24 protein-coding genes are annotated in these 26,798 nt (G+C 71.1%); 6 read left to right on the forward strand and 18 right to left on the reverse strand.

The genetic code is table 11. The features are described 5' to 3' along the window. Positions 1 to 58 precede the first annotated feature (58 nt). Positions 59 to 259 (forward strand): DUF1918 domain-containing protein, encoded by a 201-nt coding sequence (locus OG975_RS09215; RefSeq protein WP_406328657.1) that lies wholly within the window; start codon positions 59 to 61, stop codon positions 257 to 259. Between the two features lie 25 nt (positions 260 to 284). On the opposite strand, the gene OG975_RS09220 is transcribed toward OG975_RS09215, so the two are convergent. Further along, positions 285 to 1,547, reverse strand: a complete 1,263-nt coding sequence (locus OG975_RS09220; RefSeq protein WP_406328659.1) for a glycoside hydrolase family 10 protein — start codon at positions 1,545 to 1,547, stop codon at positions 285 to 287. Between the two features lie 169 nt (positions 1,548 to 1,716). Between OG975_RS09220 and OG975_RS09225 the strand changes: the two genes are divergently transcribed. Beyond that, positions 1,717 to 2,577 (forward strand): 3-hydroxybutyryl-CoA dehydrogenase, encoded by an 861-nt coding sequence (locus OG975_RS09225; RefSeq protein ID WP_406328660.1) that lies wholly within the window; start codon positions 1,717 to 1,719, stop codon positions 2,575 to 2,577. A gap of 206 nt (positions 2,578 to 2,783) precedes the next feature. Then, positions 2,784 to 3,041 (forward strand): hypothetical protein, encoded by a 258-nt coding sequence (locus OG975_RS09230; protein WP_327427382.1) that lies wholly within the window; start codon positions 2,784 to 2,786, stop codon positions 3,039 to 3,041. A 26-nt stretch (positions 3,042 to 3,067) separates the two neighbouring features. Here the strand turns inward: OG975_RS09230 and OG975_RS09235 are convergent, their stop codons facing one another. The 10 genes from OG975_RS09235 to infC all read right to left on the reverse strand — a co-directional run bounded on the left by OG975_RS09235 (position 3,068) and on the right by infC (position 14,860). Further along, positions 3,068 to 3,613: an NUDIX hydrolase gene (locus OG975_RS09235; RefSeq protein ID WP_406328662.1), complete on the reverse strand. Its 546-nt coding sequence runs from the start codon at positions 3,611 to 3,613 to the stop codon at positions 3,068 to 3,070. Positions 3,614 to 3,791: 178 nt separating this feature from the next. Beyond that, a complete protein-coding gene (locus OG975_RS09240; RefSeq protein WP_406328663.1) occupies positions 3,792 to 5,132 on the reverse strand; it encodes a transcriptional regulator in 1,341 nt (446 codons plus the stop codon). Between the two features lie 373 nt (positions 5,133 to 5,505). Continuing rightward, positions 5,506 to 6,477: a PP2C family protein-serine/threonine phosphatase gene (locus OG975_RS09245; protein ID WP_406336215.1), complete on the reverse strand. Its 972-nt coding sequence runs from the start codon at positions 6,475 to 6,477 to the stop codon at positions 5,506 to 5,508. Between the two features lie 603 nt (positions 6,478 to 7,080). Next, positions 7,081 to 9,585: a phenylalanine--tRNA ligase subunit beta gene (gene pheT / locus OG975_RS09250; protein ID WP_406328665.1), complete on the reverse strand. Its 2,505-nt coding sequence runs from the start codon at positions 9,583 to 9,585 to the stop codon at positions 7,081 to 7,083. Further along, a complete protein-coding gene (gene pheS / locus OG975_RS09255) occupies positions 9,585 to 10,709 on the reverse strand; it encodes a phenylalanine--tRNA ligase subunit alpha (protein WP_381251259.1) in 1,125 nt (374 codons plus the stop codon). Before pheS ends, pheT begins: the two co-directional genes overlap by 1 nt. 189 nt (positions 10,710 to 10,898) lie before the next feature. Beyond that, positions 10,899 to 12,146: an ATP-binding protein gene (locus tag OG975_RS09260; protein ID WP_406328667.1), complete on the reverse strand. Its 1,248-nt coding sequence runs from the start codon at positions 12,144 to 12,146 to the stop codon at positions 10,899 to 10,901. Between the two features lie 53 nt (positions 12,147 to 12,199). Further along, positions 12,200 to 13,057: a TrmH family RNA methyltransferase gene (locus OG975_RS09265; RefSeq protein WP_406328668.1), complete on the reverse strand. Its 858-nt coding sequence runs from the start codon at positions 13,055 to 13,057 to the stop codon at positions 12,200 to 12,202. Positions 13,058 to 13,345: 288 nt separating this feature from the next. Then, a complete protein-coding gene (rplT, locus tag OG975_RS09270) occupies positions 13,346 to 13,729 on the reverse strand; it encodes a 50S ribosomal protein L20 (RefSeq protein ID WP_003970214.1) in 384 nt (127 codons plus the stop codon). A 110-nt stretch (positions 13,730 to 13,839) separates the two neighbouring features. Further along, the gene (gene rpmI / locus OG975_RS09275) at positions 13,840 to 14,034 is read right to left on the reverse strand and encodes a 50S ribosomal protein L35 (protein WP_003977225.1); all 195 of its coding nucleotides are present in this window, start codon (positions 14,032 to 14,034) and stop codon (positions 13,840 to 13,842) included. Positions 14,035 to 14,140: 106 nt separating this feature from the next. Beyond that, complete coding sequence (gene infC, locus OG975_RS09280) at positions 14,141 to 14,860, reverse strand: translation initiation factor IF-3 (RefSeq protein ID WP_406328670.1); 720 nt, start codon at positions 14,858 to 14,860, stop codon at positions 14,141 to 14,143. A 390-nt stretch (positions 14,861 to 15,250) separates the two neighbouring features. Here infC and OG975_RS09285 point away from each other — a divergent pair, with 390 nt between their 5' ends. Next, entirely contained in the window at positions 15,251 to 15,607 is a 357-nt protein-coding gene (locus OG975_RS09285; protein ID WP_327427389.1) for a DUF1844 domain-containing protein, read from the forward strand. Between the two features lie 18 nt (positions 15,608 to 15,625). Here OG975_RS09285 and OG975_RS09290 read toward each other — a convergent pair whose 3' ends face one another. Further along, a complete protein-coding gene (locus OG975_RS09290) occupies positions 15,626 to 16,405 on the reverse strand; it encodes an SseB family protein (protein ID WP_406328673.1) in 780 nt (259 codons plus the stop codon). A 149-nt stretch (positions 16,406 to 16,554) separates the two neighbouring features. Here OG975_RS09290 and OG975_RS09295 point away from each other — a divergent pair, with 149 nt between their 5' ends. After that, positions 16,555 to 17,529 (forward strand): serine hydrolase, encoded by a 975-nt coding sequence (locus tag OG975_RS09295; protein ID WP_406328674.1) that lies wholly within the window; start codon positions 16,555 to 16,557, stop codon positions 17,527 to 17,529. Between the two features lie 109 nt (positions 17,530 to 17,638). Here OG975_RS09295 and mycP read toward each other — a convergent pair whose 3' ends face one another. Both mycP and OG975_RS09305 read right to left on the reverse strand, forming a co-directional pair. Continuing rightward, positions 17,639 to 18,841 carry a type VII secretion-associated serine protease mycosin gene (gene mycP, locus OG975_RS09300; RefSeq protein WP_406328675.1) on the reverse strand — a complete coding sequence of 401 codons (1,203 nt, stop codon included), beginning with the start codon at positions 18,839 to 18,841 and terminating at the stop codon, positions 17,639 to 17,641. Then, positions 18,838 to 20,073, reverse strand: a complete 1,236-nt coding sequence (locus OG975_RS09305; protein WP_406328677.1) for a hypothetical protein — start codon at positions 20,071 to 20,073, stop codon at positions 18,838 to 18,840. The genes mycP and OG975_RS09305 overlap by 4 nt, the downstream gene beginning before the upstream one ends. A 1,026-nt stretch (positions 20,074 to 21,099) precedes the next feature. On the opposite strand from OG975_RS09305, the gene OG975_RS09310 reads away from it, so the two are divergent. Beyond that, positions 21,100 to 22,302 (forward strand): amino acid deaminase/aldolase, encoded by a 1,203-nt coding sequence (locus OG975_RS09310; protein WP_406328678.1) that lies wholly within the window; start codon positions 21,100 to 21,102, stop codon positions 22,300 to 22,302. Between the two features lie 53 nt (positions 22,303 to 22,355). Here OG975_RS09310 and OG975_RS09315 read toward each other — a convergent pair whose 3' ends face one another. Genes OG975_RS09315 through OG975_RS09330 form a run of 4 tightly spaced genes read right to left on the reverse strand, consistent with a single transcriptional unit; the run spans position 22,356 to position 26,798 of the window. Further along, complete coding sequence (locus tag OG975_RS09315; RefSeq protein WP_406336216.1) at positions 22,356 to 23,270, reverse strand: DUF2510 domain-containing protein; 915 nt, start codon at positions 23,268 to 23,270, stop codon at positions 22,356 to 22,358. A 34-nt stretch (positions 23,271 to 23,304) separates the two neighbouring features. Further along, positions 23,305 to 24,570: a haloacid dehalogenase-like hydrolase gene (locus tag OG975_RS09320; protein WP_406328679.1), complete on the reverse strand. Its 1,266-nt coding sequence runs from the start codon at positions 24,568 to 24,570 to the stop codon at positions 23,305 to 23,307. 24 nt (positions 24,571 to 24,594) lie between these two features. Then, on the reverse strand, positions 24,595 to 25,386 hold the full coding sequence (locus OG975_RS09325) for a 3-oxoacyl-ACP reductase (RefSeq protein ID WP_327427396.1): 792 nt from the start codon (positions 25,384 to 25,386) through the stop codon (positions 24,595 to 24,597). Continuing rightward, the gene (locus tag OG975_RS09330) at positions 25,383 to 26,798 is read right to left on the reverse strand and encodes an aldehyde dehydrogenase family protein (protein ID WP_406328680.1); all 1,416 of its coding nucleotides are present in this window, start codon (positions 26,796 to 26,798) and stop codon (positions 25,383 to 25,385) included. The genes OG975_RS09325 and OG975_RS09330 overlap by 4 nt, the downstream gene beginning before the upstream one ends.

Below are 26,798 nucleotides of genomic sequence, written 5' to 3' on the forward strand. Positions count from 1 at the left end.
AGCCGTAGACTTGCGGCCACGGACCGCTACTCCCGTATATGACGAGGAGACCGTTCAGATGCGCGCATCCGAGGGCGACCAGATTGTGCAGCACGGCAGGGTTGTCGGCCAGCACGACAAGGTCGGGAAGATCACCGAGGTCCTGGGGCCGGAAGGCACTCCGCCGTACCGCGTGAAGTTCGAGGACGGGCACGAGGGAGTGTGCTCTCCGGGCCCGGACACCGAAATCCGTCACAAGGACACCGGCACCATGCACTAGCCGAGCCCGGGGATCGCCCCCGAGCTCAGCGCGGCGGTTTCGCCGGCTGCTGATAGTGGTCGGCGACGACCCGCGCCATCGCGTCGATGCGGTCCGCGGCGACCTCCGCGCCGGAGAAGAAGGCATGCCCGCGCACCTGCGGCCAGCCGCGGGCGAAGGTCAGGTGCCGGGAGAGTTCGGCGGGGTCCTGCCAGGCCGCGGGCTGCGCCGGATCGCCCGCCTTGTACAGCGCCTCCCCGATGTACAGCTGTGTGCCCGTGCCCTCGGCGACCTTGGCCCACCAGGGCAGCAGCCGCGCGTAGTCGGCGGCGGTGAAGCCGATGTTCCAGTACAGCTGCGGGCAGATGTAGTCGATCCAGTGCTCCCGGACCCATTTCCTGGTGTCGGCGTACAGGTGGTCGTACGTCTGCACCCCGGCCTTGGTCGGCGAGCCGAGCGGGTCGGTGGTGGCGTTGCGCCACACCCCGAAGGGGCTGATCCCGAAGCGCGTCCCGGGCCGGATCTCCTTGATACGGGCCGCCATCTCCAGGACCAGGCGGTCGATGTTGTCGCGTCGCCAGGCGGCCTTGCTCGAAAAGCCCGCGCCGTGGGCCGCGTACGTCGCGTCGTCGTCGAAGACCTGACCGGCGACCGGATACGGGTAGAAGTAGTCGTCCCAGTGCACGGCGTCGATCTTGTACTTCCGCACCGCGTCGAGCATCGCGGTCTGGACGAACTTCCGGACCTGGGGCAGCCCTGGGTCGTAGTAGAGCTTCCCGCCGTAGCGCACGACCCAGTCGGGGTGCCTGCGGGCGGGGTGCGAGGGGGCGAGTCTCGTCGGGTCGGTGTGGCCCGCGACACGATACGGATTGAACCAGGCGTGCAGCTCCAGGCCGCGCGCGTGGGCCTCCCGCACAGCGGTGCCCAGCGGGTCCCAGCCGGGGTCCTTGCCCTGGACGCCGGTCAGGTACTGGGACCACGGCTCGTACGGCGAGGGCCACAGCGCGTCGGCCGTGGGGCGCACCTGCAAGATCACGGTGTTGAGGCGAAGACGTACGGCGGTGTCGAGATGGTCGAGCAGTTCGGCACGCTGCTGGCCGGCGGGCAGGCCCGGGCTCGAAGGCCAGTCACGGTTGGAGACGGTCGCCAGCCACATCCCGCGCAGCTCACGCGCCGCCCGTGCCCGGCCCGGGGACGCGGCACCCGGGGAAGCCGGACCCGGGGAGGCAGCACCGTCCCCCGCCGTGGCAAGTCCCGAAAGCGTCGCCACAGCGGCCACGGCAAGCGCCCGACGTGACAGTCGCCCCATCTCCACACCCCCACTACGCTCCGGATCCGCATCGTCACGGATCGTCTCCCCGCACAGCATGCCCGACCCGCACGATCGATCATCGATACTTCGGAGTAACGTGCACGATCGGAGCAGGCACCGGACAACGGGGGTCCTGCGGAGGTCGTAGATCAGCGAAGGGGACGATGTGACCGACATCGAACGCGTCGGAGTGGTGGGCTGCGGCCAGATGGGAGCGGGCATTGCCGAGGTGTGCGCCCGCGCCGGTCTGGACGTCAAGGTCGCCGAGACCACCGGCGAAGCCCTGGAGATCGGCCGTACCCGGCTCTTCAACTCCCTCTCCAAGGCTGCCGAGCGCGGAAAGATCTCCGCGGAGGAGCTCAAGGCCACCCAGGACCGGCTCAGCTTCACCACGGACCTCGGCGAGTTCGCCGACCGCGACCTGGTGATCGAGGCCGTCGTCGAGAACGAGCAGGTGAAGACCGAGATCTTCCAGGTGCTCGACCAGGTGGTGACCCGGCAGGACGCGATCCTCGCCTCCAACACCTCCTCGATCCCGCTGGTGAAGCTCGCCGTCGCCACCTCGCGTCCCGACCAGGTCATCGGCATCCACTTCTTCAACCCGGCCCCGGTGCAGCAGCTCGTCGAGCTGATCCCGGCGCTGACCACGTCCGAGGGCACCCTCAGCCGCGCCCAGCTGTTCGCCGAGAAGGCCCTCGGCAAGCACGCGATCCGCGCCCAGGACCGCTCGGGCTTCGTGGTCAACGCGCTGCTGATCCCGTATCTCCTGTCGGCGATCCGGATGTTCGAGTCGGGCATCGCGAGCCGCGAGGACATCGACAACGGCATGGAGATGGGCTGCGCCCACCCGATGGGCCCGCTCAAGCTGTCCGACCTGATCGGCCTCGACACGGTGGCCTCGGTCGCGTTCAGCATGTACGAGGAGTACAAGGAGCCGCTGTACGCCGCTCCCCCGCTGCTGCAGCGCATGGTGGACGCGGGACGGCTCGGCCGGAAGTCGGGCTCGGGCTTCTATACGTACGCCTAGTGACAGCAGGCTTCTGACTACAGTCCGTACTGCTCGGGCTCGCGCGGGCCCGGCACCCTTTTCGGTGCCGGGCCCGCGCCATTCACACACCGTGTGCGCGCCGGGCTCGCATATGCCCCTCGCACACGCTCCCCACGCGTCCACCAGGCGAGTTGACTTTCCGTGCGCATGTAAGGGATGTGACGACTACGGAAAGGAGCGGACTTGTGACCGCCGACCCCGAGCATCCCGTGATCCCAGGGGAACTCGCAGAGTTACGCCGGTCCCTCGAAGTGGGGTTCACCCGCATCGAGGGAGGACTGGCGCTGCTCACTCAGCGCGACGACCAGACTTCCAAGGATCTCGACGACCTGAGCGCACGGGTCGTCGCCCTCGAACACACCCGCTGGCCCCTGCCCGCCGTCGCGGTCGTCGCGGCCGTGGGCGCGCTGGCCGTGGCGGTCTGGCAGGCTCTCGGCCATTAGGCCTCTGGACGCGTGGGGGGAATGGATCAGGGCAACGCGTCCTGCCCGAGCCTGAGATGGTGCAGAAGGAGCAGTGCGGCAGCCATGTTGGCGGCCGGGACCTCACCGCGGGCGACCATGTCGGGGACGAGCTTCAAGGGAACCCACTCCCTTCGGTCCGACTCGAAATCGTCCACGGGGTGTCCGATGTACGCGCCTTCCTCGGCCCAGAAGATGTGGTGCCGGGCGTCGGTGAGCCCGTTGGAGGGCTCGACGCTCATCAGATGCCGTAAGGGTCCCGGCCGCCAGCCGGTCTCCTCCTCCAGTTCGCGGGCCGCCGCGACGGCGATGTCCTCACCGTCCTCGACGACGCCCGCCGCGAGTTCCCACCCCCAGCTGTCGGTGATGAAGCGGTGCCGCCACAGGAGCAGCACCTCGTTGGCCTCATTCACCACCGTGGCCACGGCAACGGCCCGCAGCCGTATCAAAAAGTGATCGAGGTGCCGACCGTCCGGCAGCTCCACATCCGCGAGATTGACGCTGAACCAGCGGTTTGCGTACACAGTTTGTTCGTTCTGTTTCGTCCACTGCACGGTTCTGCCACCTTCCGCCGAGTAGATGGCAATATCGCAGCAGGAGCGTCCTGACAGCAGGCTCACAGGGTCGGGGCGCAGTGCAGCGGCGGCGGCAGGCACAGTGTCGTAGAGCGGTGCGCAGCTTTCCAGAGCGGTGCGCTTGAGCGGTTTCCAGCGTGGTGTGCCGGTGCGGTTTCTAGAGCGGTACGCGCAGTGCGCCGTCGATGAGTTCGGCGGCCTCGGTCGTGCCGGCGCAGCCGCTGCGCACCAGGTGCTCGCGTACCGCGCGGAGTCTGTCACGCAGGCGCTGGGACTCCATCCCGCGTGCCTGTTCGGCCATTTGGACCGCGGTGGCCACCGCTTTGTCGGCGTTGCCCTGCCGCAGTTCGATCTGGCTGAGCATGGCGAGCCGGTGCACCCGTCCCCGGTCGTGGGCCGGGTTGCCGACGGCGGCCGTGGCGTGCTCCGCCGCCGCCACGAGGTCACCCAGGCTCAGCAGCGCCTCCGCCACCTGGACATTGACCAGGCCCGGCTGGACATAGCCGGTTTCGTCCGGCTCGTAGCCGCGCCGGATGCGGTCTGCGGCCTGTTCGGCACGCCGGATGCAGGACAGCGCGCTGCTGCCGTCGCCGAGGTGTGCGTACGCCTTGGCCTGCATCGCGTAGAGGTCGGAGGCGAGCGCCGGAGTGATGTGCCGCCCGGCGGCGCGCAGCGCGGCCTCGGCGAAGGCGACCGCCTGCCGGTACTCGCGCATGAACAGCGACTGGTTGACGAGCAGGGCTATGACATACGCCCCAAGTCCCCGGTCCCCACTGGCCTTCGCCAGCCGCAGCGCCTGGTGGAAGTAGCGCTGGGCGAGTCCGTGCGCGTCGGAGTCATAGGCGCAGATGCCCGCGATGGCGACCAACCCGCCGGTGGCGCGGTGGAGTTGGCGGCCGGTGGCGTCGGTGTAGCTGCCGCGCAGCAGCGGCGCCGTCTCCGAGTTGAGGAAGCCGACGATCCGGGTGCGGGTCGCTATGCCGCCCGCCTTGCGGTACATCTGCTCGTAGTGGGCGCGGGCCGCGCGCAGCATGTCGATGTCGGCCATGCTCACGAGGTGGCGTCCGCCGCGGGAGACGTCCACGTCCTCGGGCGGGTTCTCCCACTCCCACACGGGCATCACGGCGGGTGTTCCGGTGACGGCCGGGGCACCGAGGATGTGCGGGCGCTGCTGTTCGTCGGAGCGCCACAGGGCGGTGGCGCGCTCGACGAAGCCGGAGAGCGAGGTGCCGTGCGGGGCGGACGGCTGGCCGGGGACGCCGAGGCCGATGTCGTCGAGTGTGACGGGCCGGTGGAGTCGGCCGGCGAGCACCTCGCAGATCAGGTCGGGCACCTGGCCGCGCGGTCGCTGGCCCTTCAACCAGCGCGCCACGGCGGTGTGTTCGTACCTGAGCGCGAGACCGCGCGCTCTCCCCGCCTGGTTGACGTGGGCGGCGAGTCCCGCGTGCGAGATGCCGGCCTCGTCAAGAATCGCGTCGAGCAGAGTGTTGGGCTGCATGGAGGCCCCCCGGGTGGCTCGGTGCCGTCAGACTAGTGCGTCCCGATTCACACGGGGTGTGAAACGAGTGCTCGTATCCGGGCAGTACGCGCACTGTCGCAGAGCGTTTCTGGCCTGTTGACTGAAATGCCTCGCAAGAGGCCGGCCGGGCCGCCGGCTCCCCCTCGTACAGTGCGGCGGCCCGAATCCGCGCCGTCCGCCCAGCTGCCTGCCCGACACTCCGTGGCGGGGCGGACGGCTCCGCCGGTTGCGCCGGGTAACTGCAGGTTGTGCGTCGACTGCGGGTGCGTCGTGGCTGGTCGCGCCCACGCGGCGGAGCCGCATAATGTCACAGCCCCGCGCCCCTAAAAGACTAAAAGCAGGGCGCTGGTGCTTACGTGACCTGATGGGTCACGGAGTGGCCGTGCTGCATCGGGACTCGGGTGCGGTCGTTGCGGAGGACCAGTACGGCCACGTCGTCCGTCGGTCTTCCGCCCGAGTGGCGCAGGACTTGGGTGAGGACCGCCCGCAGGACCGACTGAGGTGAGACCGGGTGGGTGCGGGCCGCCTCGGCGAGCGCGACCGGCAGCGGGAAGAAGCGGCCGTGGGTGTCGCGGGCGTCCTCGACTCCGTCGGTGTGCAGGAACAGGGTCTCGCCGGGGAGGAGTTGGCCGCAGTGGATGGCCGTCAGTTCGGCCGGGAGAGGGAACGGGCCGAGCGGAGGCATTGGTTCGGCGCCGGTGAGCCGTTCCACGCGGCCGGTGCTGAGCAGATACGGCGAGGGATGCCCGCAGTTGAGGGCGTACACCTCGCCGTCGCGGCGGATCTCCAGCAGCAGCACGGTGACGAACTCCTCGGCGACCGGGCTGTCGGGGTCGAGCCCCGTCGAGGGGTGTTCGGCACGGGCCCGCTCCCGCAGATGCCGGGCCAGGGCGCGCTCCAGCCGCTTGAGGACGGAGCCGAGTTCGGGCTCGTCGTGCACGGCTTCGCGGAAGCTGCCGAGGACGGCGGCGACGGTTGCGATGGCGCCGAGTCCATGCCCGCGGACATCACCCATGACGATCCGTACGCCGTGCTCGGTGGCGATCACCTCGTACAGGTCACCGCCGACACTCGCGCCACGGTCCGCGGAGAGCTGGGCCGCGGCGATGCTCAGCCCGTCGATGCGCGGGGGCAGCGGCCTCAGCAGTACGTTCTGGGCGGCGCCCGCGACCTTGCGGAGCTGTCTGAGCTCTCCCAGCAGCGCCCTTCTGACGTGGAGTATCAGGCCCGTACCGACAGCGAAGAAGACGGCGCTGGTGACGATCCGGGCGCCGAGCCCGTTCTGCTGCGCGAGCGGGCAGGCCATTTTGTACGTGATCGCCATCGCGCCCCAGGCGATGGGCAGACCGATGCTCAGCACCCGGCGCAACGGCCTGCGTTCGGCCCGGCGCAGCGGTCGGTCGAGGACGACGCGCGGGCCACCTCTCCGCCTCGTCCGGGGACTTCCGCCGCGCACCGCCCGAGTGAGCCCGGCCCGCAGGCCATCGCCCCGGCCGCGCGGCCCGAGGCCCGCCCGGGCCAGCACCCGCGAATGCCTCCGGGGCGTTGCCCTGCAAGGAGCCCCAGCCTTGATACGGATCATGCCGATTGGCCCCCCAATAGGCCCTGACAACGCAGACGGCCTCCGAGAGGCCGGTCCGATTCTGTCGACCACATGCCCCGATCGGGCCAGATCGCCCGGAGTTGTCACCCGAATGAGTGAGCCACCTTCGGACACCTGCATTTATGCAGGTGGGGGGTCAGGGGAAGCGCCTCAAAAGGGGCCCGGAAGGGCCCCGAAAGGGGCGCGGGGCTGTGACATTGCGCGGCTCCGCCGCGGGGGCGCGACAGCCGAGCCCCGAAAGGGGCGCGGGGAACTGCGCGCCCAGCCACGTCCAATCCGCAGCCGACCAACGACGCACAGTTCCCCGGTACTCCCAGCGGGGGCCTAGCCCCGCAACACCGCTCCCGTACGCTCAGCGGCCAGCGCCACCGCCGCGTCGCGAGCGGCCGACGCCTCGTCCACGGTCAGCGTCCGGTCGGCGGCACGGAACCGCAGCGCGTACGCCAGCGACTTCTTGCCCTCGCCGAGCTGCTCGCTGTTCTCGTAGACGTCGAACAGCCGGATGGACTCGAGGAGTTCACCCGCACCCTCGCGCAGCGCGGCCTCGACGTCCGCGTGCGGGAGGGTCTTGTCGACGACCAGGGCCACGTCCTGGGTCGCGACCGGGAAGGTCGAGATCTTCGGGCCCTTGGGGACGCCCGCGCTCGCCTGCTCCAGCGCGTCCAGGTCCAGCTCCATCGCGCAGCTGCGCACGGGCAGGCCCAGGGTCTTCAGGACGCCGGGGTGCAGCTCACCGGCGTACCCGATGACCTTCTCCGTACCGTCGACGACGACCGCGAGTTCGGCGCAGCGGCCCGGGTGCCACGGCCCGTACTGGCCGGAGCGGACGAGGAGTTCGGTCCCCGCCTCGCGGGCCAGGGAGCGCGCGGCCTCGATCGCGTCGGCCCAGTCGGCCGGGCGGCCCTTGCCCCACCAGCCGGCCTGCTCGCGGGCACCCGCGAGGACGACGGCGGCGTGCCGGGGCTGGACGGGGAGCGCGGCCGTGAGGGACGCGATCTCCTCGTCGGTGGGACGGCGGTCGACGGGCAGCCGGCCCGCGACGCGCAGTTCGTCCTGCGGCTGGAAGACCAGGCCCGTCTCGAAGAGCGCGAGGTCGTGGCTGCCACGGCCGTCGTTGCGGCGCAGGGCGTGGAGCAGGCCCGGCAGCAGCGTCGTACGGAGCGCGGGCTCCTCGTCGGAGAGCGGGTTGACCAGCTTGACGACCTTGCGCTTCGGGTCGTCGGCGGCCAGGCCGAACTGGTCGAAGACGTGCTCGCCGATGAACGGGTAGTTCAGCGCCTCGACGTATCCGGCACCGGCCAGCGCGCGGCCGAAACGGCGGTGCAGCCGCTGCCGGTCGGTGAGGCCCCGGCCCGCAGGGGGCTTGGGCAGGGTGGAGGGCAGGTTCTCGTAGCCCTCCAGGCGGATGACCTCTTCGGCCAGGTCGTTCGGGTCCGTCAGGTCGGGCCGCCAGGACGGCACGGTGACGATCAGCTCGTCCTGCCCGTAGACGTCGCAGCCGACCTGCTGGAGACGGCGTACGACGGTCTCGCGGCCGTAGTCGACACCGGCCACCTTGTCCGGGTGATTCGCCGGGATGGTGATGGTGTGCGGCGCGGAGGGCGCGATGACCTCGGTGACTCCGGCGTCGGCGGTGCCGCCCGCGAGGAGGACCAGCAGGTCGACCGTGCGCTGGGCCGCGGCGGACGCGGCCTGCGGGTCGACGCCGCGCTCGAAGCGCTTGGACGCCTCGGAGGCCAGCTTGTGACGGCGGGCCGTACGGGCGATGGAGAGCGCCTCGAAGTGCGCGGCCTCGATGACGACCTCGGTGGTGGTGCCCTCGGTGTCGTCGATCTCGGTGTTGGCACCGCCCATGACGCCCGCGAGGCCGATGGGGCCGCGGTCGTCGGTGATCACCAGGTCCTCGGCGTCGAGCGTGCGCTTGACGCCGTCCAGGGTGGTGAGCTTCTCGCCCTGCTCGGCCCGGCGCACGCCGATCGCGCCCTGGACACGGGTGCGGTCGTACGCGTGCAGCGGCTGGCCCAGCTCCAGCATCACGTAGTTGGTGATGTCGACGGCGAGCGAGATCGGGCGCATGCCCGCCTTCTGCAGGCGGCGCTTGAGCCAGATCGGGGAGTGTGCCTCGGGGTCGAGACCCGTCACCGTGCGCGCGGTGAAACGGTCGCAGCCCATCGGGTCGGAGATCTGCACCGGGTAGCCGAAGGCGTTCGGGGCCGGTACGTCGAGCAGCGCGGGGTCGCGCAGCGGCAGACCGTACGCGGTGGCGGCCTCGCGGGCCACGCCGCGGATCGACAGGGCGTAGCCACGGTCGGGCGTGACGGCGATGTCGAGGACCTCGTCGACGAGCTGGAGCAGCTCGATGGCGTCCGTGCCGACCTCGTGCTCGGGCGGCAGGACGATGATGCCGCCGCTGCCGTCGTCGCCCATGCCCAGCTCGTCGCCGGAGCAGATCATGCCGTGCGAGGTCTTGCCGTACGTCTTGCGCGCGGCGATCGCGAAGTTGCCGGGCAGGACGGCGCCCGGCAGGACCACGACGACCTTGTCGCCGACGGCAAAGTTGCGGGCGCCGCAGACGATCTCCTGGGGCTCACCGGTGCCGTTGGCGGTGCCGACGTCGACGGTGCAGAAGCGGATGGGCTTCTTGAACTCCGTCAGCTCCTCGATGGTCAGCACCTGGCCGACGACCAGAGGGCCCTTGAGGTCGGCGCCGAGGTGCTCGACGGTCTCGACCTCAAGGCCTGCCGAAATGAGCTTGGCCTGGACGTCGCGGCCGGTCTCCGTCGCCGGCAGGTCGACGTACTCCCGCAGCCAAGAAAGCGGGACCCGCATCAGATCTCCATCCCGAACGGCCGGGTGAACCGGACGTCACCCTCGACCATGTCTCGCATGTCTTCGACGTTGTGGCGGAACATCAGCATCCGCTCGATGCCGAACCCGAAGGCGAATCCGCTGTACTTCTCCGGGTCGACGCCACAGGCGACCAGCACCCGGGGGTTGACCATGCCGCAGCCGCCCAGCTCGATCCAGCCCTCGGAGGAGCAGGTCCGGCAGGGGCGGTCGGGGTTGCCGACGGACTCGCCCTTGCAGACGTAGCAGAGCATGTCCATCTCGGCGGACGGCTCGGTGAAGGGGAAGTAGGCCGGGCGCAGCCGGGTCTTCATGTCGGCGCCGAAGAGCGACTGGACCATGTGGTCGAGGGTGCCCTTGAGGTCGGCCATGGTCAGGCCCTCGTCGACGGCGAGGAGCTCGATCTGGTGGAAGACCGGGGTGTGCGTGGCGTCCAGCTCGTCCGTGCGGTACACGCGGCCGGGGCACACGATGTAGACCGGCGGCTCACGGTCGAGCATGGCGCGGGCCTGCACCGGGGAGGTGTGGGTGCGCAGCACGACACCGGACTCGCCGTGGTCGCCCGTGGGCCCCTGGACGAAGAAGGTGTCCTGCATCTGCCGGGCCGGGTGGTCGGGCGTGAAGTTCAGGGCGTCGAAGTTGAGCCACTCCGCCTCGACCTCGGGGCCCTCGGCGACCTCGTATCCCATGGACACGAAGACGTCCGCGACGCGCTCCATGAACGTGGTCAGCGGGTGGCGGGCGCCGGCCGGTACGCGGTCGTAGGGCAGCGTGACGTCCACCGCCTCCTCGACCAGCACCCGGGCGTCGCGCTCGGCCTCCAGCTCGGTCTGGCGGGTGGCGAGGGCCTTGTTGACCGCGCCGCGGGCCTGGCCGACCACCTTGCCGGCGGCGGCCTTGGCGTGCGGGGGCAGGGCGCCGATCTCGCGGTTGGCGAGGGCCAGCGGCGAGGTGCCGCCGGTGTGGGCGACCTTGGCCTCCTGGAGCGCGTCGAGGTCACCGGCGGCCGCGAAGGCGGCGAGCGCCTCGTCCCGCATGCGCTCGATCTCTTCCGGTTTCAAGGCCTCGACCTCTACAGGGTCGTACGACTTATTCGGTGCCGACATCTCTTCCCGTGCTTCCGGTTGGCTGGCGGATGGTCCCCGTCCCGACTCGGGGGACGCGCATCGTCCCTGAAACGTGAAACGGGGACGCAAAGGTGCCAAAGGCCGAGTCTAACGGGGGTGGGGCCCTGCCCCGGACTGGTGTCCACGGGAGGCCCGGATGCGGATGCGCCCGTGGGGGCCGCTGCGGCGTTACAGAAGGTACGCCGGGGTGCCCACGGGCAACGTAAATCGGAACTCGGCGCCGCCGCCGGGGGCGCGGCCGACCGTGATGCTGCCGCCGTGGGCCTCGACGATGCCCTTGACGATGTAGAGCCCGAGACCGGTCCCGCCGCGCTTGCTGCCCCGCCAGAAGCGGGTGAAGACGCGGTTCATGGATTCCTCCGGGATGCCGGTGCCCTCGTCGCTCACGGTGACCGACGTAGCAGCGTTGACAGCGTTTGCAGCGTTCGCAGTGTTCTCATCGGATCCCCGCTCTCGCGGTGACGCCGAGGGCGTGACGTCGATGGTGACGGTTCCTTCGCCGTGGCGCACTGCATTTTCGAGCAGGTTGCTGAGCACCTGGTCGATCTTGTCGGGGTCGGCCCACAGGGCGGGCAGCGGATGCTCGATGCGCAGCAGGAAGCGGTCGGCGGGCTGGCCCGAGGTGACGTAGGCCTGGATGTGACGGCCGACGGCCGCGCCGATGTCGACGGGCTGGCGGCGCACTTCGAGGCGCCCGGAGTCGATGCGGGAGATGTCGAGCAACTCGGCGATGAGCCGCGTCACACGGTTCGCGTCGGCGTCGACGGTCTCCAGCATGAGCTTCTTCTGGTCGTCGGTGAAGCGTTCCCACTTGGCCAACAGGGTGGCCGTGAAGCCCTTGACCGAGGTGAGCGGCGAGCGCAGTTCATGGGCGACCGTGGCGATCAGCTCGGCGTGGCTGCGCTCGGTGCGGCGGCGGGCCTCGGTGTCGCGCAGCGAGACGACTACGCGGTGGACGGGACCGGTGGGCTTCGTCCGCACATAGCGCGCCGAGACGAGGACCTCACGGCCGCCGTGCAGCAGCAGATTGCGCTCGGGCTGACCGTTGCGGATCGCGAGACCGCCGTACGGGTCGGTCAGCTGCCACCATCTGCGGCCCTCAAGATCTTCTAAAGGGAGCGCCGACTCCAGGCGGCGTCCGAGGACCTCGGCGGCGGGGACGGCGGTGATACGGGCCGCGGCGGCGTTGAAGCAGATCACCCGGCCGTGTTCGTCGGCGACGACGAGTCCGTCGGGGAGGTCGTCGGGGTCGACGCCCAGCGCTCCGAGCCCGGCCGCGGGGTCCACTCCGGATTCGGCTCCGAGGTCGGCTTCGGCCGCGGCGGCGACATCACCGCGCCGGGACGGGGACGCGGTGGTGCCGCGCACGTCCCGTGCTCGCGACGCCTTCTGCGCACCGCTCGTGCCGACAGTCATCCCCGTACCCCACCTCTCGTCTGGCGCCGAGGGCCCCCGAGCCCGTCACCCTACTAGCTGTCGGTGACGGAGCGGCACCCTCCGGAGGCGCGCTGCGCACGGGCGGATGCGTAGAGACATACGGCTGCGGCCGTGGCCAGGTTCAGACTCTCGGCCTTTCCGTGAATCGGTACGCGCACGACGGCATCGGCCAGCGCGCGCGTCTCCTCCGGAAGCCCCCACGCCTCGTTCCCGAACACCCAGGCCGTGGGCCCGCCCATGGTCCCCTTGTCGAGTTCGTCGTCGAGGTCGTCGTCACCGGCGCCGTCCGCCGCGAGAATCCGTACGCCCGCGTCCTTGAGCCCCTGGACGGCCCGCTCGACGGGCACACCGACGGCGACGGGCAGATGGAACAGGGACCCGACCGAGGCCCGTACGGCCTTGGGGTTGTAGAGATCGACGGACGCGTCGGTGAGCACGACGGCCTCGGCACCGGCGGCGTCCGCGCAGCGCAGCACGGTCCCGGCGTTCCCGGGGTCCCGGACATGCGCGAGTACGGCGACGAGCTTGGGCCCGGCCTTGAGGATGTCCTCGAACGAGGTGTCCAGGAAGCGGCAGATCCCGACGAGCCCCTGCGGGGTGACGGTCGTCGAGATGTCGGCGATCACGTCCTCTTCGGCGAGGTGCACCCGGGCTCCGGCGTCCCGGGCCTCCCCGATGATGTCGGCGTAGCGCTCCGCGGCCTCGACGGTCGCGAAGAGCTCGACGAGAGTGGGGACACCGTCGGGCCGATGCGCCGCCGCCTCCCGCACGGCCTGCGGTCCCTCGGCCAGGAACAGCCGCTCCTTGCCCCGGAAGTTCCGCTTCGCCAGCCGCCGCGCGGCAGAGACGCGAGGCGAGCGCGGGGAGATCAACTCGGGGGCGACAGCCATGGGTTCACCTTCGGAGGATTGCGGAGGGTTGTTCGGTGTCCGCCGCGCCGAGCCGAAGCGACGACGGAAGAGCGCCGGGCTACCGGCGACGTTCACGATCCAATCGCCGGCTGAGGGCAGCCGCGCCCCTTAAGGGGCGCGGGGAACTGCGCGACCAGCCACGATCGACCGTGAGCCACGAGACGACCCACACCCCTACGGCGCAGAGCGAAAACGCAATGGACCCGCAAGCCGCAAGGCAAGCGGGTCCACAGCCACAGCTACATCCGGCTCAAGGCCAGCGCAGCGTCACGCAGCCTTCGGCGCGTTGACGTCCGACGGCAGCGCCTTCTGCGCGACCTCGACGAGCGCGGCGAACGCGTTGGCGTCGTTGACGGCCAGCTCCGCGAGGATCTTGCGGTCCACCTCGATGTTGGCGGCCTTCAGACCCTGGATGAGGCGGTTGTACGTCATGCCGTTCTGGCGGGCAGCGGCGTTGATGCGCTGGATCCACAGCTGACGGAAGTCGCCCTTGCGCTTCTTGCGGTCGTTGTAGTTGTAGACCAGCGAGTGGGTGACCTGCTCCTTGGCCTTGCGGTACAGGCGCGAGCGCTGACCGCGGTAGCCAGAGGCGGCCTCGAGGATCGCCCGGCGCTTCTTGTGGGCGTTGACTGCCCGCTTGACGCGTGCCACTTGTTAACTCCTTGTAGCGGGGCCGTGGTGATCGTCACACGGCCCGAAATCGATGGGGTCCCGGTCCAGACGTACGGCGCGCGGCGATCAAATGATCAGGCGCCGACAGGTCACTTGCCGAGAAGCTTCTTGATCTTCGCGGCGTCGCCCGGGGCCATCTCGGCGTTGCCGGTCAGGCGGCGCGTCACGCGGGACGACTTGTGCTCGAGCAGGTGGCGCTTGCCGGCGCGCTCACGGAGCACCTTGCCGGAGCCGGTGATCTTGAAGCGCTTGCTGGCACCGCTGTGCGACTTGTTCTTCGGCATAGCGCCGTTCTCTCCTCGTCAGTGGCGTTCCGGTGCCCGGTCGTGAAACCGGGCACGGTGGAACGTCATATGTATGGATTGCCATCCCGGGGCGTGAGCCCTGGGATCACGCCTCGGCGGATGCCTCGGCCGGAGCCTCGGCGGTCTCGACCTCAGCGGTCTCGACCTCGTCGGCGATGTCCTCGTCGACGATGTCGCTCTCCGCGGCGTTCTGCGACTTGCCCGGGTTGGCCTTCGCTTCTGCCTTGCGAGCCGCCTGAGCCTCACGGGCCTCGGCCATCGCCTCGGTCTTCTTCTTGTGCGGACCGAGAACCATGATCATGTTCCGGCCGTCCTGCTTCGGGTTCGACTCGATGAACCCGAGGTCCTCGACGTCCGACGCGAGACGCTGCAGCAGTCGGTAGCCCAGCTCGGGCCGGGACTGCTCGCGACCACGGAACATGATCGTGATCTTGACCTTGTCGCCCTGCTTGAGGAACCGGACGACGTGACCCTTTTTGGTGTCGTAGTCGTGCGGGTCGATCTTCGGCCGGAGCTTCATTTCCTTGATGACCGTGTGCGCCTGGTTCTTGCGCGCCTCACGGGCCTTCATGGCCGACTCGTACTTGAACTTCCCGTAGTCCATGAGCTTGCAGACCGGCGGACGTGCGTTCGCCGCCACCTCGACCAGGTCGAGGTCGTACTCCTGCGCAAGCTCCAGGGCCTTGGCAAGCGGAACAATCCCGACCTGCTCGCCGCTGGGACCGACAAGTCGCACTTCGGGAACGCGAATCCGGTCGTTGATGCGGGGCTCGGTGCTGATGGATCCTCCTCGGTAGCACCACACGGCGGTCTGGCGGACAGCCGCGTATGTCTCTGATGACAGTTGGACCAACCACCGCGGGGCATGAAAAATGCCCCGGACGGGACACAGGCGGGGCTCCAAGGAATACCGGAGCACCGCCGCGGTGAACCGCGGGGCGCACATTCGGGCGACTCCACCGTCCGTACGGAACGGTGGTGGCCGCCTGACCGGGTGACCCGCCGTCCCGGAGGATGGTCGGGTGGGAGTTCGGAGCCTCCACTTGTGGGCCGAGCACATAGGTGTCCGGCCGGTCGTTACACAAGGTTAGCAGCTCGGGGCAGCCAGGGCTAACCGACGACATCCGCGGGTACTGAAGAGGGCCGACCAGGGGTGTGTAGGGATCGCTCCCAGCTACGACCTATCGTGTGATGCATGAGTGACACCCCTCCCCAGACGCCCGACTACGACACCATGACCCGCGACATCGCCGAGGTCCCCGCGGTCGAGGTGATCGTGACGGTCGCCGTCAACCTGATGAGCGCCGCCGCAGTGAAGCTCGGTCTGACCGAGGAGGGCGACGAGCACAAGGACCTGGACGAGGCGCGCAAGCTGGTGACCGCGCTGGCCGGGCTGCTCGACGCGAGCGCGACCGAGATCAGCTCCTTCCACGCGGCGCCGCTGCGCGACGGTCTGAAGTCGCTGCAGCTGGCCTTCCGCGAGGCGTCGATCGTCCCGGACGAGCCGGGCCAGGGCCCGGGCGAGAAGTACACGGGCCCGGTCTACGGCTAGGACCGCACCGCCAGGACATCAGGAACGTACATAGAGGGGCTCGCCCGGCGGCGTCGCTCCGGCCGGCAGAAATGCCAGGTCGAGGCCGCGCACCAGGCGGGCCCTCAGCGTTTCGTCGGCCGCGAGCCGCTCGCCGAGCGCGCGGGCGGTCTCGGCCGGGGCGGCGGACGGGTCCAGTACGAGGGCGAGGATGCCGTCGGCCTGACCGGGGCCGAGGTGGGCGCGGAGCACCTGGGGCTCGGCGGCGACCGCGGCCCGTACCGCGTCGACGACGGCCGGGTCGGCGAGCGGGTCGGCGGACGTACGCCCCTCGGCGAGCGCCAGCAGGGCCGAGCCCGTCAGTTCGTAGGGCACGGGCCCCGCCATGTCCAGCACGATCGTGTCGGCCTTCTCGTGCGCCGCCGCCTGCAGGGCCTGATGCAGGGGTACGGCGACGGGGCGGGCCTCAGGGTCCCAGCGGGCCAGCGACTCGGTGGACGTGAAGGCGGGCAGCGCGGTGCGGCTGCCGGCCTTCAGGGTCGGCACGGCCATGTCGCTGGTCTTCTCGTGGCGCAGCCCGCCCGCCCGTCTCCCACCACCGCCCTTCCAAGGAGCTTCGCGCCCCTCCTTACTGTCCTCCTCGACCTCGCCGAGGACGGCCACGACGGGCACGAGCAGCCGGGCACCCGTGAGCGCCTCCAGGACGGGCTGTACGGCGGTGCGGTCCTCGGCCCAGGCCGCGAGCGCCGCGCTCAGCCGGGGATCGGCGGAACCGTCGTCGTCGGAGAAGCCGGAGTCGGGAATGTTCTTGTTCGCCACGGTCCCCGACCCTATAGGGGGGATGCTGCTGCGCTTGTGCGGCCCCGGAAACCCCGCAGTGACGGGACTCATCGGTTTCTCAGGTTTCCCTGACACACCTCTAACATTCGTCTAACCGCGGACACAGGCCTGGCATCCAGCATCGCGGGATGGACCGTCACAGAGCACGCGGGCGCCGAGCCCGCCCCTCCCGACGCACGCCAATCCTCTACACCTTGGTGGCCTCCGCCGTCCTTGTGGGCGGTACGGCTGCCGGGGCCGTGTACGTGAAGGCGCAGGCGCACGACGGCCCGGGCCTCGTATCGTCGTCGGCGGCGTCGTCCGCCCCCTCGGCGTCGTCCTCGACATCGCCGGCCGTCAGCGAGGAGGCCTCGGTGGAACCTGTGGCCGAGCCCTCGGTGGACCGGGACGCAACCCTCGCCGAGGCGATGAAGGACGTGACCGTGGCGGACACCGCGAAGGTGTCGGTCGCGGTCCTCGACACCGACTCCGGCGAGAGCGCCACGTACGGCGACTCCGCCTTCGACACGGCGAGCATCGTGAAGGTCGACATCCTGGCCACGCTGCTGCTCCAGGCGCAGGACGCGGACCGCCATCTGACGGCGCAGGAGAAGACGTACGCCACCTCGATGATCGAGAACAGCGACAACACATCGGCGTCGGCGCTGTGGCGGATCATCGGCAAGGCGAAGGGGCTCGACGCCGCGAACAAGCGCTTCGGACTCACGGACACCGCGGGCGGCGACAACATGCTGTGGGGGCTGACCCAGACCACGGCCGCCGATCAACTCACCTTGCTCCAGCAGGTGTTCGGGGACGATTCGAAGCTCAGTGAGTCCTCGCAGACGTACCTTCAGGGGCTCATGGGGGAGATCGAGGTCGACCAGCAATGGGGGGTGTCGGCCGCGGCCGACGGCTCCAAGTGGGCGCTGAAGAACGGGTGGTTGGCGCGCAGCACGACCGGGCTGTGGGACATCAACAGCATCGGGCGGGTCACCGTCGACGGGCACGACTATCTGGTGGCGACGCTGTCGAACGGCAACTCGACGCAGGCGAAGGGGATTTCGCTGGTGGAGGCCACGGCCAAGGCCGCGGTGGCCGCGTTCGCGGACAGCCAGGCCTGAGCGTTCGTTCCGTCGCCGCCGTCGTCGTAGCCGCGGCCGGGTGTGGCTGGTCGCGCCCACGCGGCGGAGCCTCGCATGTCACAGCCCCGCGCCCCTCTCGGGGCGCGTTTTACTGAGTGCGCTCCGAGAATCGGCGGCCCCGCCACAGCGCCACCGCCGTCGCGAGCAGGACCGCGCCGAGGCCGCCGGCGAGTGGGCCCGCCCAGCCGGCGGAGTTGTTGTCGCCCTCGGGGGCGTCGGGGCCCGTACCGAAGTACTTCTCGCCGTACGCCGCCGAGTCGAGGCCCTCAGGCTTGATGCGGGCGGCGGCCTTGATGGCGGCGGCGGGGTCGATGAAACCGAAGCCGCGGGAGTCGTCGTGGCCGCCGGTGGGGGCGTCGCGGGCGGTGTCTTCCAGGAGCTGCTTGATCTGGGCCGGGGAGAGGCCCGGGTGAGCCGCCTTGACGAGGGCGACCGCGCCGGAGACGAACGCGGACGCCGCGCTGGTGCCCCAGCCCGAGTAGTAGCGGTCGTCCGGGTCGGCGATGACGACGTCGACGCCCGGGGCGCTGACGGTGGCGTACCAGCGGCGGGTGGAGAACGAGGCGCGGGTGCCGTACCGGTCGACGGCGGTCGCGGCGATCACGCCCGGGTACGCGGCCGGGTAGGAGATGTGGTCGCCCTTCTCGCCCCCGTTGCCGGCCGAGGCGACGACGACGGCGCCCTTCTTCAGGGCGTACTGGACGGCCTCGTCCTCGGCGGGTTCGGGGTGGGCGGACTTGGAGTCGTCGCCGAGGGAGAGGTTGATGACGTCGGCGCCGTGGTCGGTGGCCCAGCGGATGCCCTCGGCGAGGGCGTTGCCGCGGGTGTTGCGGGCCTTCGTCCGGGCCGAGTCGCCGTCTTCGAGGATCACCCGGACCGGGAGGATCTTGGCCTTGGGGGCGATGCCCATGACGCCGTCGGCGTTGCCCGCTCCGTGGCCGTGACCGGCGATGATGCCCGCCATGGCGGTGCCGTGCCGGGCCCAGGAGCGGTCGCCGCGGGAGGCTCCGAAGCCGACCATGTCCTTGCCGGTGAGGACGTTGCCCGCGAGGTCCGGGTGCTGGGCGTCGACGCCGGTGTCGAGGACGGCGACGGTGATGCCCTTGCCCTTCGTCGTGCGCCAGGCCTCCTGGGTGTGCATCGCGTCGAGGGCCCACTGCTGGGCGCGTATGCCGTCGGCGTGGGCGGCCGTGGACGGGACCAGGGCGAGGGAGGCGGCCAGCAGGACGCTGAGGAGTCCGGTCCTGCGGGTCACTCCGGCCCTGCGGGACGCTCCGGCCTTGCGGGTCATGAAGGCTTCTCCGTGGCCGAGGTGGCGGTCTTGCGAAGGCCTCGCTCCACGCGGTCGGCGAGGCCCTGTGCCTCGTGGCCGAGGCCCGCCTGGGCCGGGGCCGTGGTGGCGCCGGCCTTCATGGCGTCGGCGGCGGGCTGGGGAGCCGTGACGGTGCGGCCGTCCGCGAAGCCGGAGACGGCGTAGACGACGACGGGGGCGTCGGTGAGGACCGACACCGTCCAGGAGGCGCGCTGGGCGTCGCCGAAGCCCTCGGCGGCGGTGCCCTTCGCGGCGTACGGGCGGGGCATCAGGTCGGTGCGGCTGCCCAGGCCCTCTTTCTGGAAGCGGGCCTTCAGAGAGGTCATGGCCGCCGCGTCCGCCTTGGTGAACAGCAGGCCGACGGTGGTGACATGGCTGCGGGTCGCGTCCGTGTAGGTGGCGCGCAGCAGCCGCAGGCAGCCGACCGGGGCGAGGGCCTTGCGCAGCAGCGGGTCGAAGGCGTCCTTGCAGCCGGTGTCCGGGGCGACGGCGATACGCGTCCAGGTACGGTCGGCGCCGCCGGGGCCCGCGCCGTCGCCCTGCACGGTGGGCGGGAAGAGCTCGTCCACGGGCACGCTGTGCCAGAGCTCCGCGGCCGCCGCGTAGGCGCTGCGCGAACCGGGCCCGTCCGCGCCGTCACCGGTCAGCCAACTCCCCGTCGCCGCACCGCCGATGAGCCCGAGCCCGAGGACGACACAGGCCGCGGCGGCCGCTGTACGGGGTCGGGTGCGCCGCCTGGCGACCGGGCGCGGGCGCGGGCCGTCGTCGTACGTCTCCGGCTGCGCGAACGACACGAAGGGGCGCTCCACGCTCGGGGTCACTGACGGGGTTACTGACAGAGGTGTGGGAGCCGGGGGTGTGGGAACCGGGGGTTTTCCGGCGGGGTCCTCGGCCGGGATGGGCCGCAGTCGCCTGGTGGTCTCGCTGGGCCCCTCCACGGACACGCCGGCACGGCGTGCGGCAGCGGCGGGCGACACACCACGGCCGCTCTCCGCGGTCACGGGCGGCGCGTCCGGGAACCGCGCGGAGGCAGCGGGCGGCGGCGGGCCCACCTGACCGGCCCGGCGCCCGGGCCGCAGCTCGGGAAACCGCCGGGCCTCCGCCCCGGCCGCCGACGCGGAGCCCTGCGGGCCACTGGTGGCGTCCGGCGCCGACACCGGCGTATCGGAGGAGGAGTCGAAGAAGTCGAAGGACCTCGCCGGCGCCGGCACACGCGGGCCTCGCCCCGCACCCGACACCGCGCCGCCACCGGACGACCGAGGACCATCACCCTCCACGGTCCCTTCACCCGGCCGGGACCATGACGAGGACGAGGACGAGCCGAAGGCCTCCCCCGCCGCAGGCGGGTTCACCGGACGGGGCGGAGGGCTGCTGCCCGCCGGTGCGGCCTGGGGGCGGGGCGGAAGCACGGGGCTGCCGGACGGCGAGTCCACTCGCCGTGGCGAAGACGACGAGGCATCCCCCGACGACGAGCCCACCGGACGGGGCGCCACGGCATCGCCGGACCCCGAGCCCATGGACCGGGCCGAAGCCGACGGAGCCGACGGCGGGGTCACGGGCCAGGGCGGGAGCGACAGGGCGTCACCCGCGGCCGGATCCTGCACGCGGGGCGACGAGGCATGGCCGGTCGGCGGGGTCGTCGGGCGGGGCGGCGCCAGTGACTCTGCCCGCGCCGCGGTCTCTTCCCGCGACGGGGGCTGTCCCGGCGACGGGACCTCGCGCCCTGCGGTCTCACCCCACCCCGCGGCTTCGCCTCGCGACGCGGGCTCTCCCCGAGAGTCGGTCCCGTCCGGCACGAACGACTCTCCCGACATCGGAGGCCGTTCCGGGCGAGGTGGAGTCGCCGGGCCGGGCGGAGACGTAGGACTGGGCGCAGCTGGAGTCGAGGAACCGGACGGTGCCGAGGAACCGGGCGGAGTCGACGGACGCGGGGGGATGGAGGCGCGGCGCGCTTCCGTGCTCATGGACCCCCCGTTTCCTCGTACCGGGCTGTCGGACCGCCTCGGAGCTCGGCGGGGCCGTTTCACAGGTGCGGAAGGGAAACCGCCACGGGCACGCATACCCGCACCGGTGGACCGTCACCCCGGGCAGAGCCCGTCGGGACAAGGTCGTTCCTCCCTGCGTGCGCGTCACTCTACGGGTTGCCCCTGGCCCGGAGGGAACCAGTCCGAGGCCCCGGGGCATCTGCCCGGAACGTCCCCCTACCCTGCGGTAATCGAGTCTGGCAGGCTTCGGTCATGACTGCCCGCGCCGCAGACCGGGCCCGTTACGACCGGGCCACCGCTCACCTCGACGCCCCCGTCGCGATCGTGGACCTGGAGGCCTTCGACGCGAACGCGGACGATCTCGTCCGCCGGGCCGGCGGCAAGCCGATCCGTGTCGCCAGCAAGTCCGTCCGCTGCCGCACCCTGCTCGAACGCGTCCTGGACCGGGACGGCTTCGCGGGAATCATGTCCTTCACCCTCGCCGAGTCCCTGTGGCTGGCGAGGTCCGGCTTCGACGACGTACTGCTCGCCTATCCCTCGGCGGACCGCAAGGGCTACGCCGAGCTGACCAGCGACCCTAAGCTCGCCGCCGCCGTGACCGTCATGATCGACGACCCGGCCCAGCTCCGTCTCATCGACGAGGCCCGGCAGGGCGGCACCGAAGTCGTGCGCGTCTGCCTGGAGCTGGACACCTCCCTCAAGCTGCTCGGCGGGCGGGTCCGCGTCGGCGCCCTCCGTTCGCCGCTGTACTCCCCCGCCCAGGTCGCCGACATGGCCCGCGCCGTCGTCCGGCAGCCGGGGTTCAAGCTCGTCGGGATCATGGCGTACGAGGGTCATATCGCCGGCGTCGGGGACTCGGTCGAGGGAAGGCCCCTGCGCTCGCGTGCCGTCCGGCTGATGCAGGCCACCGCCCGCAAGGAGCTCGCCCAGCGGCGGGCCGACGTCGTCCGCGCCGTACGGGCCGTGGAGCCCGACCTAGAGTTCGTCAACGGTGGCGGCACCGGCAGCGTCCAGCACACGGCCGCCGAGGACGCGGTCACCGAGATCGCGGCCGGCTCCGGGCTCTACGTGCCGAGGCTCTTCGACAACTACACCTCGTTCACCGGGCGCCCCGCCGCGCTGTTCGCCCAGCCCGTCGTCCGCCGGCCGGGCGTCGGGATCGTGACGGTCCTCGGCGGCGGTTACCCGGCCTCGGGCGCTCCGGGCCCCGACCGGCTGCCGGTCCCGTACCTCCCGGAGGGGCTGAAGTACGACCCCCAGGAGGGCCCCGGCGAGGTGCAGACACCGGTGCTCGGCTCCCCGGCCGACGATCTGCTCATCGGCGACAAGGTGTGGTTCCGGCACGCCAAGGCCGGCGAACTGTGCGAGCGGTTCGACACGCTGCATCTGGTGGAGGGCGATGCGGTGACGGCCACGGTCCCGACGTATCGCGGCGAGGGCCACACCTTCCTGTGACCCACTCCATCCCCTGTTCCCTGTGATCCGGGTTCACTTCCCTGTGACCCGGTTCATTTCGACGGGCCGATGCTGCTGCCCACGCCCCCACCCGTGTCCGCGTCGCCCACCGGCCGGATCCCCTTGGTGATCCTGTCCATGTCGGTGAGCGGCGGGCCGTCGGGTCCCGCGTCGAAGGCGAAGCGGACGATGACGAGCGACTCCGAGCCCACGCTGGACGGGAAGGCCAGCGACTCGACGTAACCGCCGGGCCCCACCCGGGTTTTGACCTTCCACCGCACGAAGTACCCGGCACGTCCGGCGACGGCGACCTGGCCCGACTTCACCTCCTGGTGGGACGTGATGCCCTTGAAGGGGCGGTTGTCGATGAGGTCGCGGTCGTACGAGCTCTTCGCGGCGTCCTCGATGTCCTGCTGGGCGAGGGCCTTCGGGGACCTCTCGTCGTTCGCCGTGACCGTGCGCGAGATGACCCGGCCGTGCCGGCAGAGGCCGGGGTCGCCCGGGCAGTCGTACGTGCCCGGAGTCGTCATCACGACGTCGTGCTCGGCGACGTACTGGGGTCTGACCCAGCCGTCGAGCAGCGGCAACGTGATGCCGTTGAGCTCGTCCACGACGACGGACGGGTCGTCCGCCGAGGGTGCGGAGGTGGACGCCGAGGGCGACGGGGTGTCGCTCACGGAGGGGGACACCGCAGTCGTCGCGGTCGTCGTCGCCGCGTCGCCGCTGCCGTCGTCCCGGCGGAGCAGGACGGCGCCCGTGACGATCGAGGCGACGAGGACGACTCCGGCCACGGAGAGCGCGACGGCCTTGGCGCGGCCGGAACCGCCCCCTGCGGGGGACTCCGGCTGCGTCAACGGCAGTTGGGGCGCCTCGGGCTGGCGCCGGTGGTCGGTCCACGCGGTCCCGTCCCACCAGCGCTCGACGAGCGGGTACGACGGGTCGCGGTACCAGCCGGGCGGAGGCGTCATGCTCATCCCCGCACTCTAGGACGAGCCCCGAAGATCAGTACACGGTGTCCGCCCGGTCGGGCACGACCGAACCGTCCTCCCTCAGTACCGGGCCTCTGGTCCCGTCAGGCTCGTTGTACGCGGTGGTCGAACACGGGTAGGGATCCCGCCTGCGCGGCAGCGGCTCGATGAACATCGGGTTGATCACCCAGCGGCCGTCGGCGTCGTCGTACGCCCGGCACATGAGTTCGTTCTTGTTGCGGTTGAGGACGAGGTGCGCGCCGGTGGCGTCGCCGACGAACGTGACGTCGGTGTCGGCGTCGCCGCCCGCGATCGCGGTGCGGTGGCGCCGGTCCTGCTTCTGCCAGGCGGCGGCGCCGCGCACTCCGTAGATCTCCTGGTTGATCCAGCAGCGCTTCCCGTCGATGTACGGGATGGCCTCGCCCCGGCTCGCCGGTACGTCGCCGCAGCCCTGGTTCCAGGTGGTGATCCGCCCGCGCCGGTCGAGGACGGAGCGGATCGCGAGCGTGTGCCGGGCGTCGACGCCGACGCCGCGCGACCAGACCTCGGTGACGGGTTCGGAGCCCGCCGAGACGATGTAGACGTCGAATCCGGCTCTTTGGAGCGTACGGATCAGATCGCGCTGCTGGTCGTAGTAGCGGACGTACGCCGGGATCGTGTGGGTGCCGAGGGTCTGCGTCGAGCCGACGGGCGCGGCGAGGGCCGCCTTCCGGGCCTGTCGGGCGTACGAGGTCAGCTCGGCGGTCGTGTGTCCGGCGAACAGCTGGGGCACCCAGGCGTACTGCGGGACGGTGCGCCGGTGGTTCCAGTCGCCGGCGAAGGCGGCGGCGCCGCTCATAGTCCGCCCGTCCTCGCGGATCTCGAAGATCTCGTCGGTGCAGCGGGTGTTCGTGGCGGTCGGCAGGGGCGCGCCCACGGGTACGCCGGTGCCGCAGGCGGCGGTGAGGGCGGTGTCCGCCGCGTCGGTGAGCCACTCGCTGGTGGCCTGCCAGTTCGCCGGGCGCAGGATCTTGTCGTGCTTGAGGGCCCAGGCGAGGGTGGCGTCGGTGACGTCGTTCTTGGTGACCGTGTTGTCCCAGTCGAAGGCGGCGACCGGCCGGCCCGCGCCGACGTGCCCGGCGCAGGTGCCCCGTTCGTCGATCACCTGCTGGAGGTGGGCGCGGTTGTCGCCGTACCAACTCACGGACAGTCGGGGGCAGTCCGGGGTGACCGGGCTGACCGGCGGTGCGGCCTCGGCCGGTGCGGCCGCCAGGGCGGCGGCCGCAACCAGGGTCCACGCGAAAACGGATCGGTATCGCATGGGACGTACATACACCGGGGTGATCTACAGGGGCGTGACGTACGCGCCCGAGATTCCGCCGTCCACCAGGAAGTCGGTGGCGTTGACGAAGGAGGAGTCGTCGCTGGCGAGGAACGCGACCGCCGCGGCGATCTCGTTCGCCTCGGCGAACCGCCCGACGGGGATGTGCACGAGCCGCCGAGCGGCCCGCTCCGGGTCCTTGGCGAACAGCTCCTGGAGGAGCGGGGTGTTCACCGGCCCGGGGCACAGGGCGTTGACCCGGATGCCCTCGCGGGCGAACTGGACGCCCAGTTCGCGGGACATGGCCAGGACGCCGCCCTTGGAGGCCGTGTACGAGATCTGCGAGGTCGCCGCGCCCATCCGGGCCACGAAGGACGCCGTGTTGATGATGGAGCCCTTGCCCTGACGCCGCATGTAGGGGATCGCGGCCTTGCAGCAGAGGTAGACGGAGGTGAGGTTGACCTCCTGGACGCGCTTCCAGGCCTCCAGGCCCGTCTCCAGGATGGAGTCGTCGTCGGGCGGCGAGATGCCCGCGTTGTTGAAGGCGATGTCGACGGAGCCGTAGGTGTCGTACGCCGTCTTGAAGAGCGCCTCGACCTGCTCGGGGTCGGTGACGTCGACCTTGACGAAGATCCCGCCGATCTCCTCGGCGGCCGCCTTGCCGCGCTGCTCGTCCACGTCGCCGCAGACGACATGGGCGCCCTCGGAGGCGAGCCGGCGCGCGGTGGCGAGGCCGATGCCGCTGCCGGCGCCGGTGATGACGGCGGTACGGCCGACGAGACGGCGGCAGATGTTTCCTTCGGTGGCTTCGGTCACTGTGCGGGGCCCTCCGTACTGATGAAGACGTTCTTGGTTTCGGTGAAGGCGGTGAGCGCGTCCGGGCCGAGTTCGCGGCCGATCCCCGACTGCTTGAAGCCGCCGAAGGGGGTCCAGTAGCGGACGCTGGAGTGGGAGTTGACGGACAGGTTCCCGGCGCGGACGGCTCCCGAGACGCGCAGCGCCCGGCCAACGTCACGCGTCCAGATGGAGCCGGAGAGGCCGTAGTCGGTGGCGTTGGCGAGCCGGATCGCGTCGGCCTCGTCCTCGAAGGGCAGGACCACGGCGACGGGGCCGAAGACCTCCTCGACGGCCACGCGCGCGTGGGGCTCGACCTCGGTGAGGACGGTGGGCGGGAACCAGAAGCCGGGGCCTTCGGGCGCCTTGCCGCGGATGCCGGGCGCGCCGGCGTCGACGTACGACCGTACGCGCTCCAGCTGCGCCCGGGAGATCAGCGGGCCCATCTGCGTCTGCTCGTCGGACGGGTCGCCGACGACGACGGACTCGACGGCGGGGGCGAGGAGTCCGAGAAAACGGTCGTACACGGAGCGCTGGACGAGGATGCGGGTGCGGGCGCAGCAGTCCTGGCCGGAGTTGTCGAGGAAGGACATGGGGGCGGCGGCCGCGGCGGCCTCGATGTCGGCGTCGGCGAAGACGATGTTGGGGCTCTTGCCGCCGAGTTCGAGGGTGACGCGCTTGAGGAGGGCCGAACCCTTCGCCAACACCCGTTTGCCCACGGTCGTTGACCCGGTGAAGACGATCTTCGCCACCCCCGGGTGCTCGACCAGGGCGTTGCCCGCGACGGGTCCCGCGCCCGGCAGCACCTGGAAGAGGTGCTCGGGAAGGCCCGCCGCCAGGGCGAGTTCGGCCAGTCGCAGGGCCGTCAGGGGTGTCGTCTCGGCGGGCTTGAGGATGACCGCGTTGCCGGCCGCGAGCGCGGGGGCGGTACCCCAGGCCGCGATGGGCATCGGGAAGTTCCAGGGCGCGATGACGCCCACGACACCGAGCGGTTCGAGGATCGTCACGTCGAGGCCGCCCGGGACCGGAATCTGGCGGCCGGTGAGCCGCTCCACTCCCCCGGCCGCGTAGTCGAGCAGATCACGGACGTTGCCCGCCTCCCAGCGGGCGTTGCCGAGGGTGTGACCGGCCTCGCGGACCTCAAGGCGGGCCAGTTCTTCGAGGTGGTCGTCGACGGCGACGGCGAAGCGGCGCAGCAGCCGAGCGCGGTCGCCGGGAGCCAGGGCCGCCCATGCGGACTGCGCCTTCGTCGCCCGTACGACGGCGGCGTCCACGTCCTGCGCGGTGGCGCCCGGCACGGTGGCGATGACTTCTTCGGTCGCGGGATTGAGTACGGGAAGCTCGTACGGGTCGGACAGCCCGTACCACTCGGCCTGCTGGGACTGCTCGGACAA

The sequence above is a fragment of the Streptomyces sp. NBC_00203 genome, from assembly GCF_045206325.1.
GTDB lineage: Bacteria > Actinomycetota > Actinomycetes > Streptomycetales > Streptomycetaceae > Streptomyces > Streptomyces lutosisoli.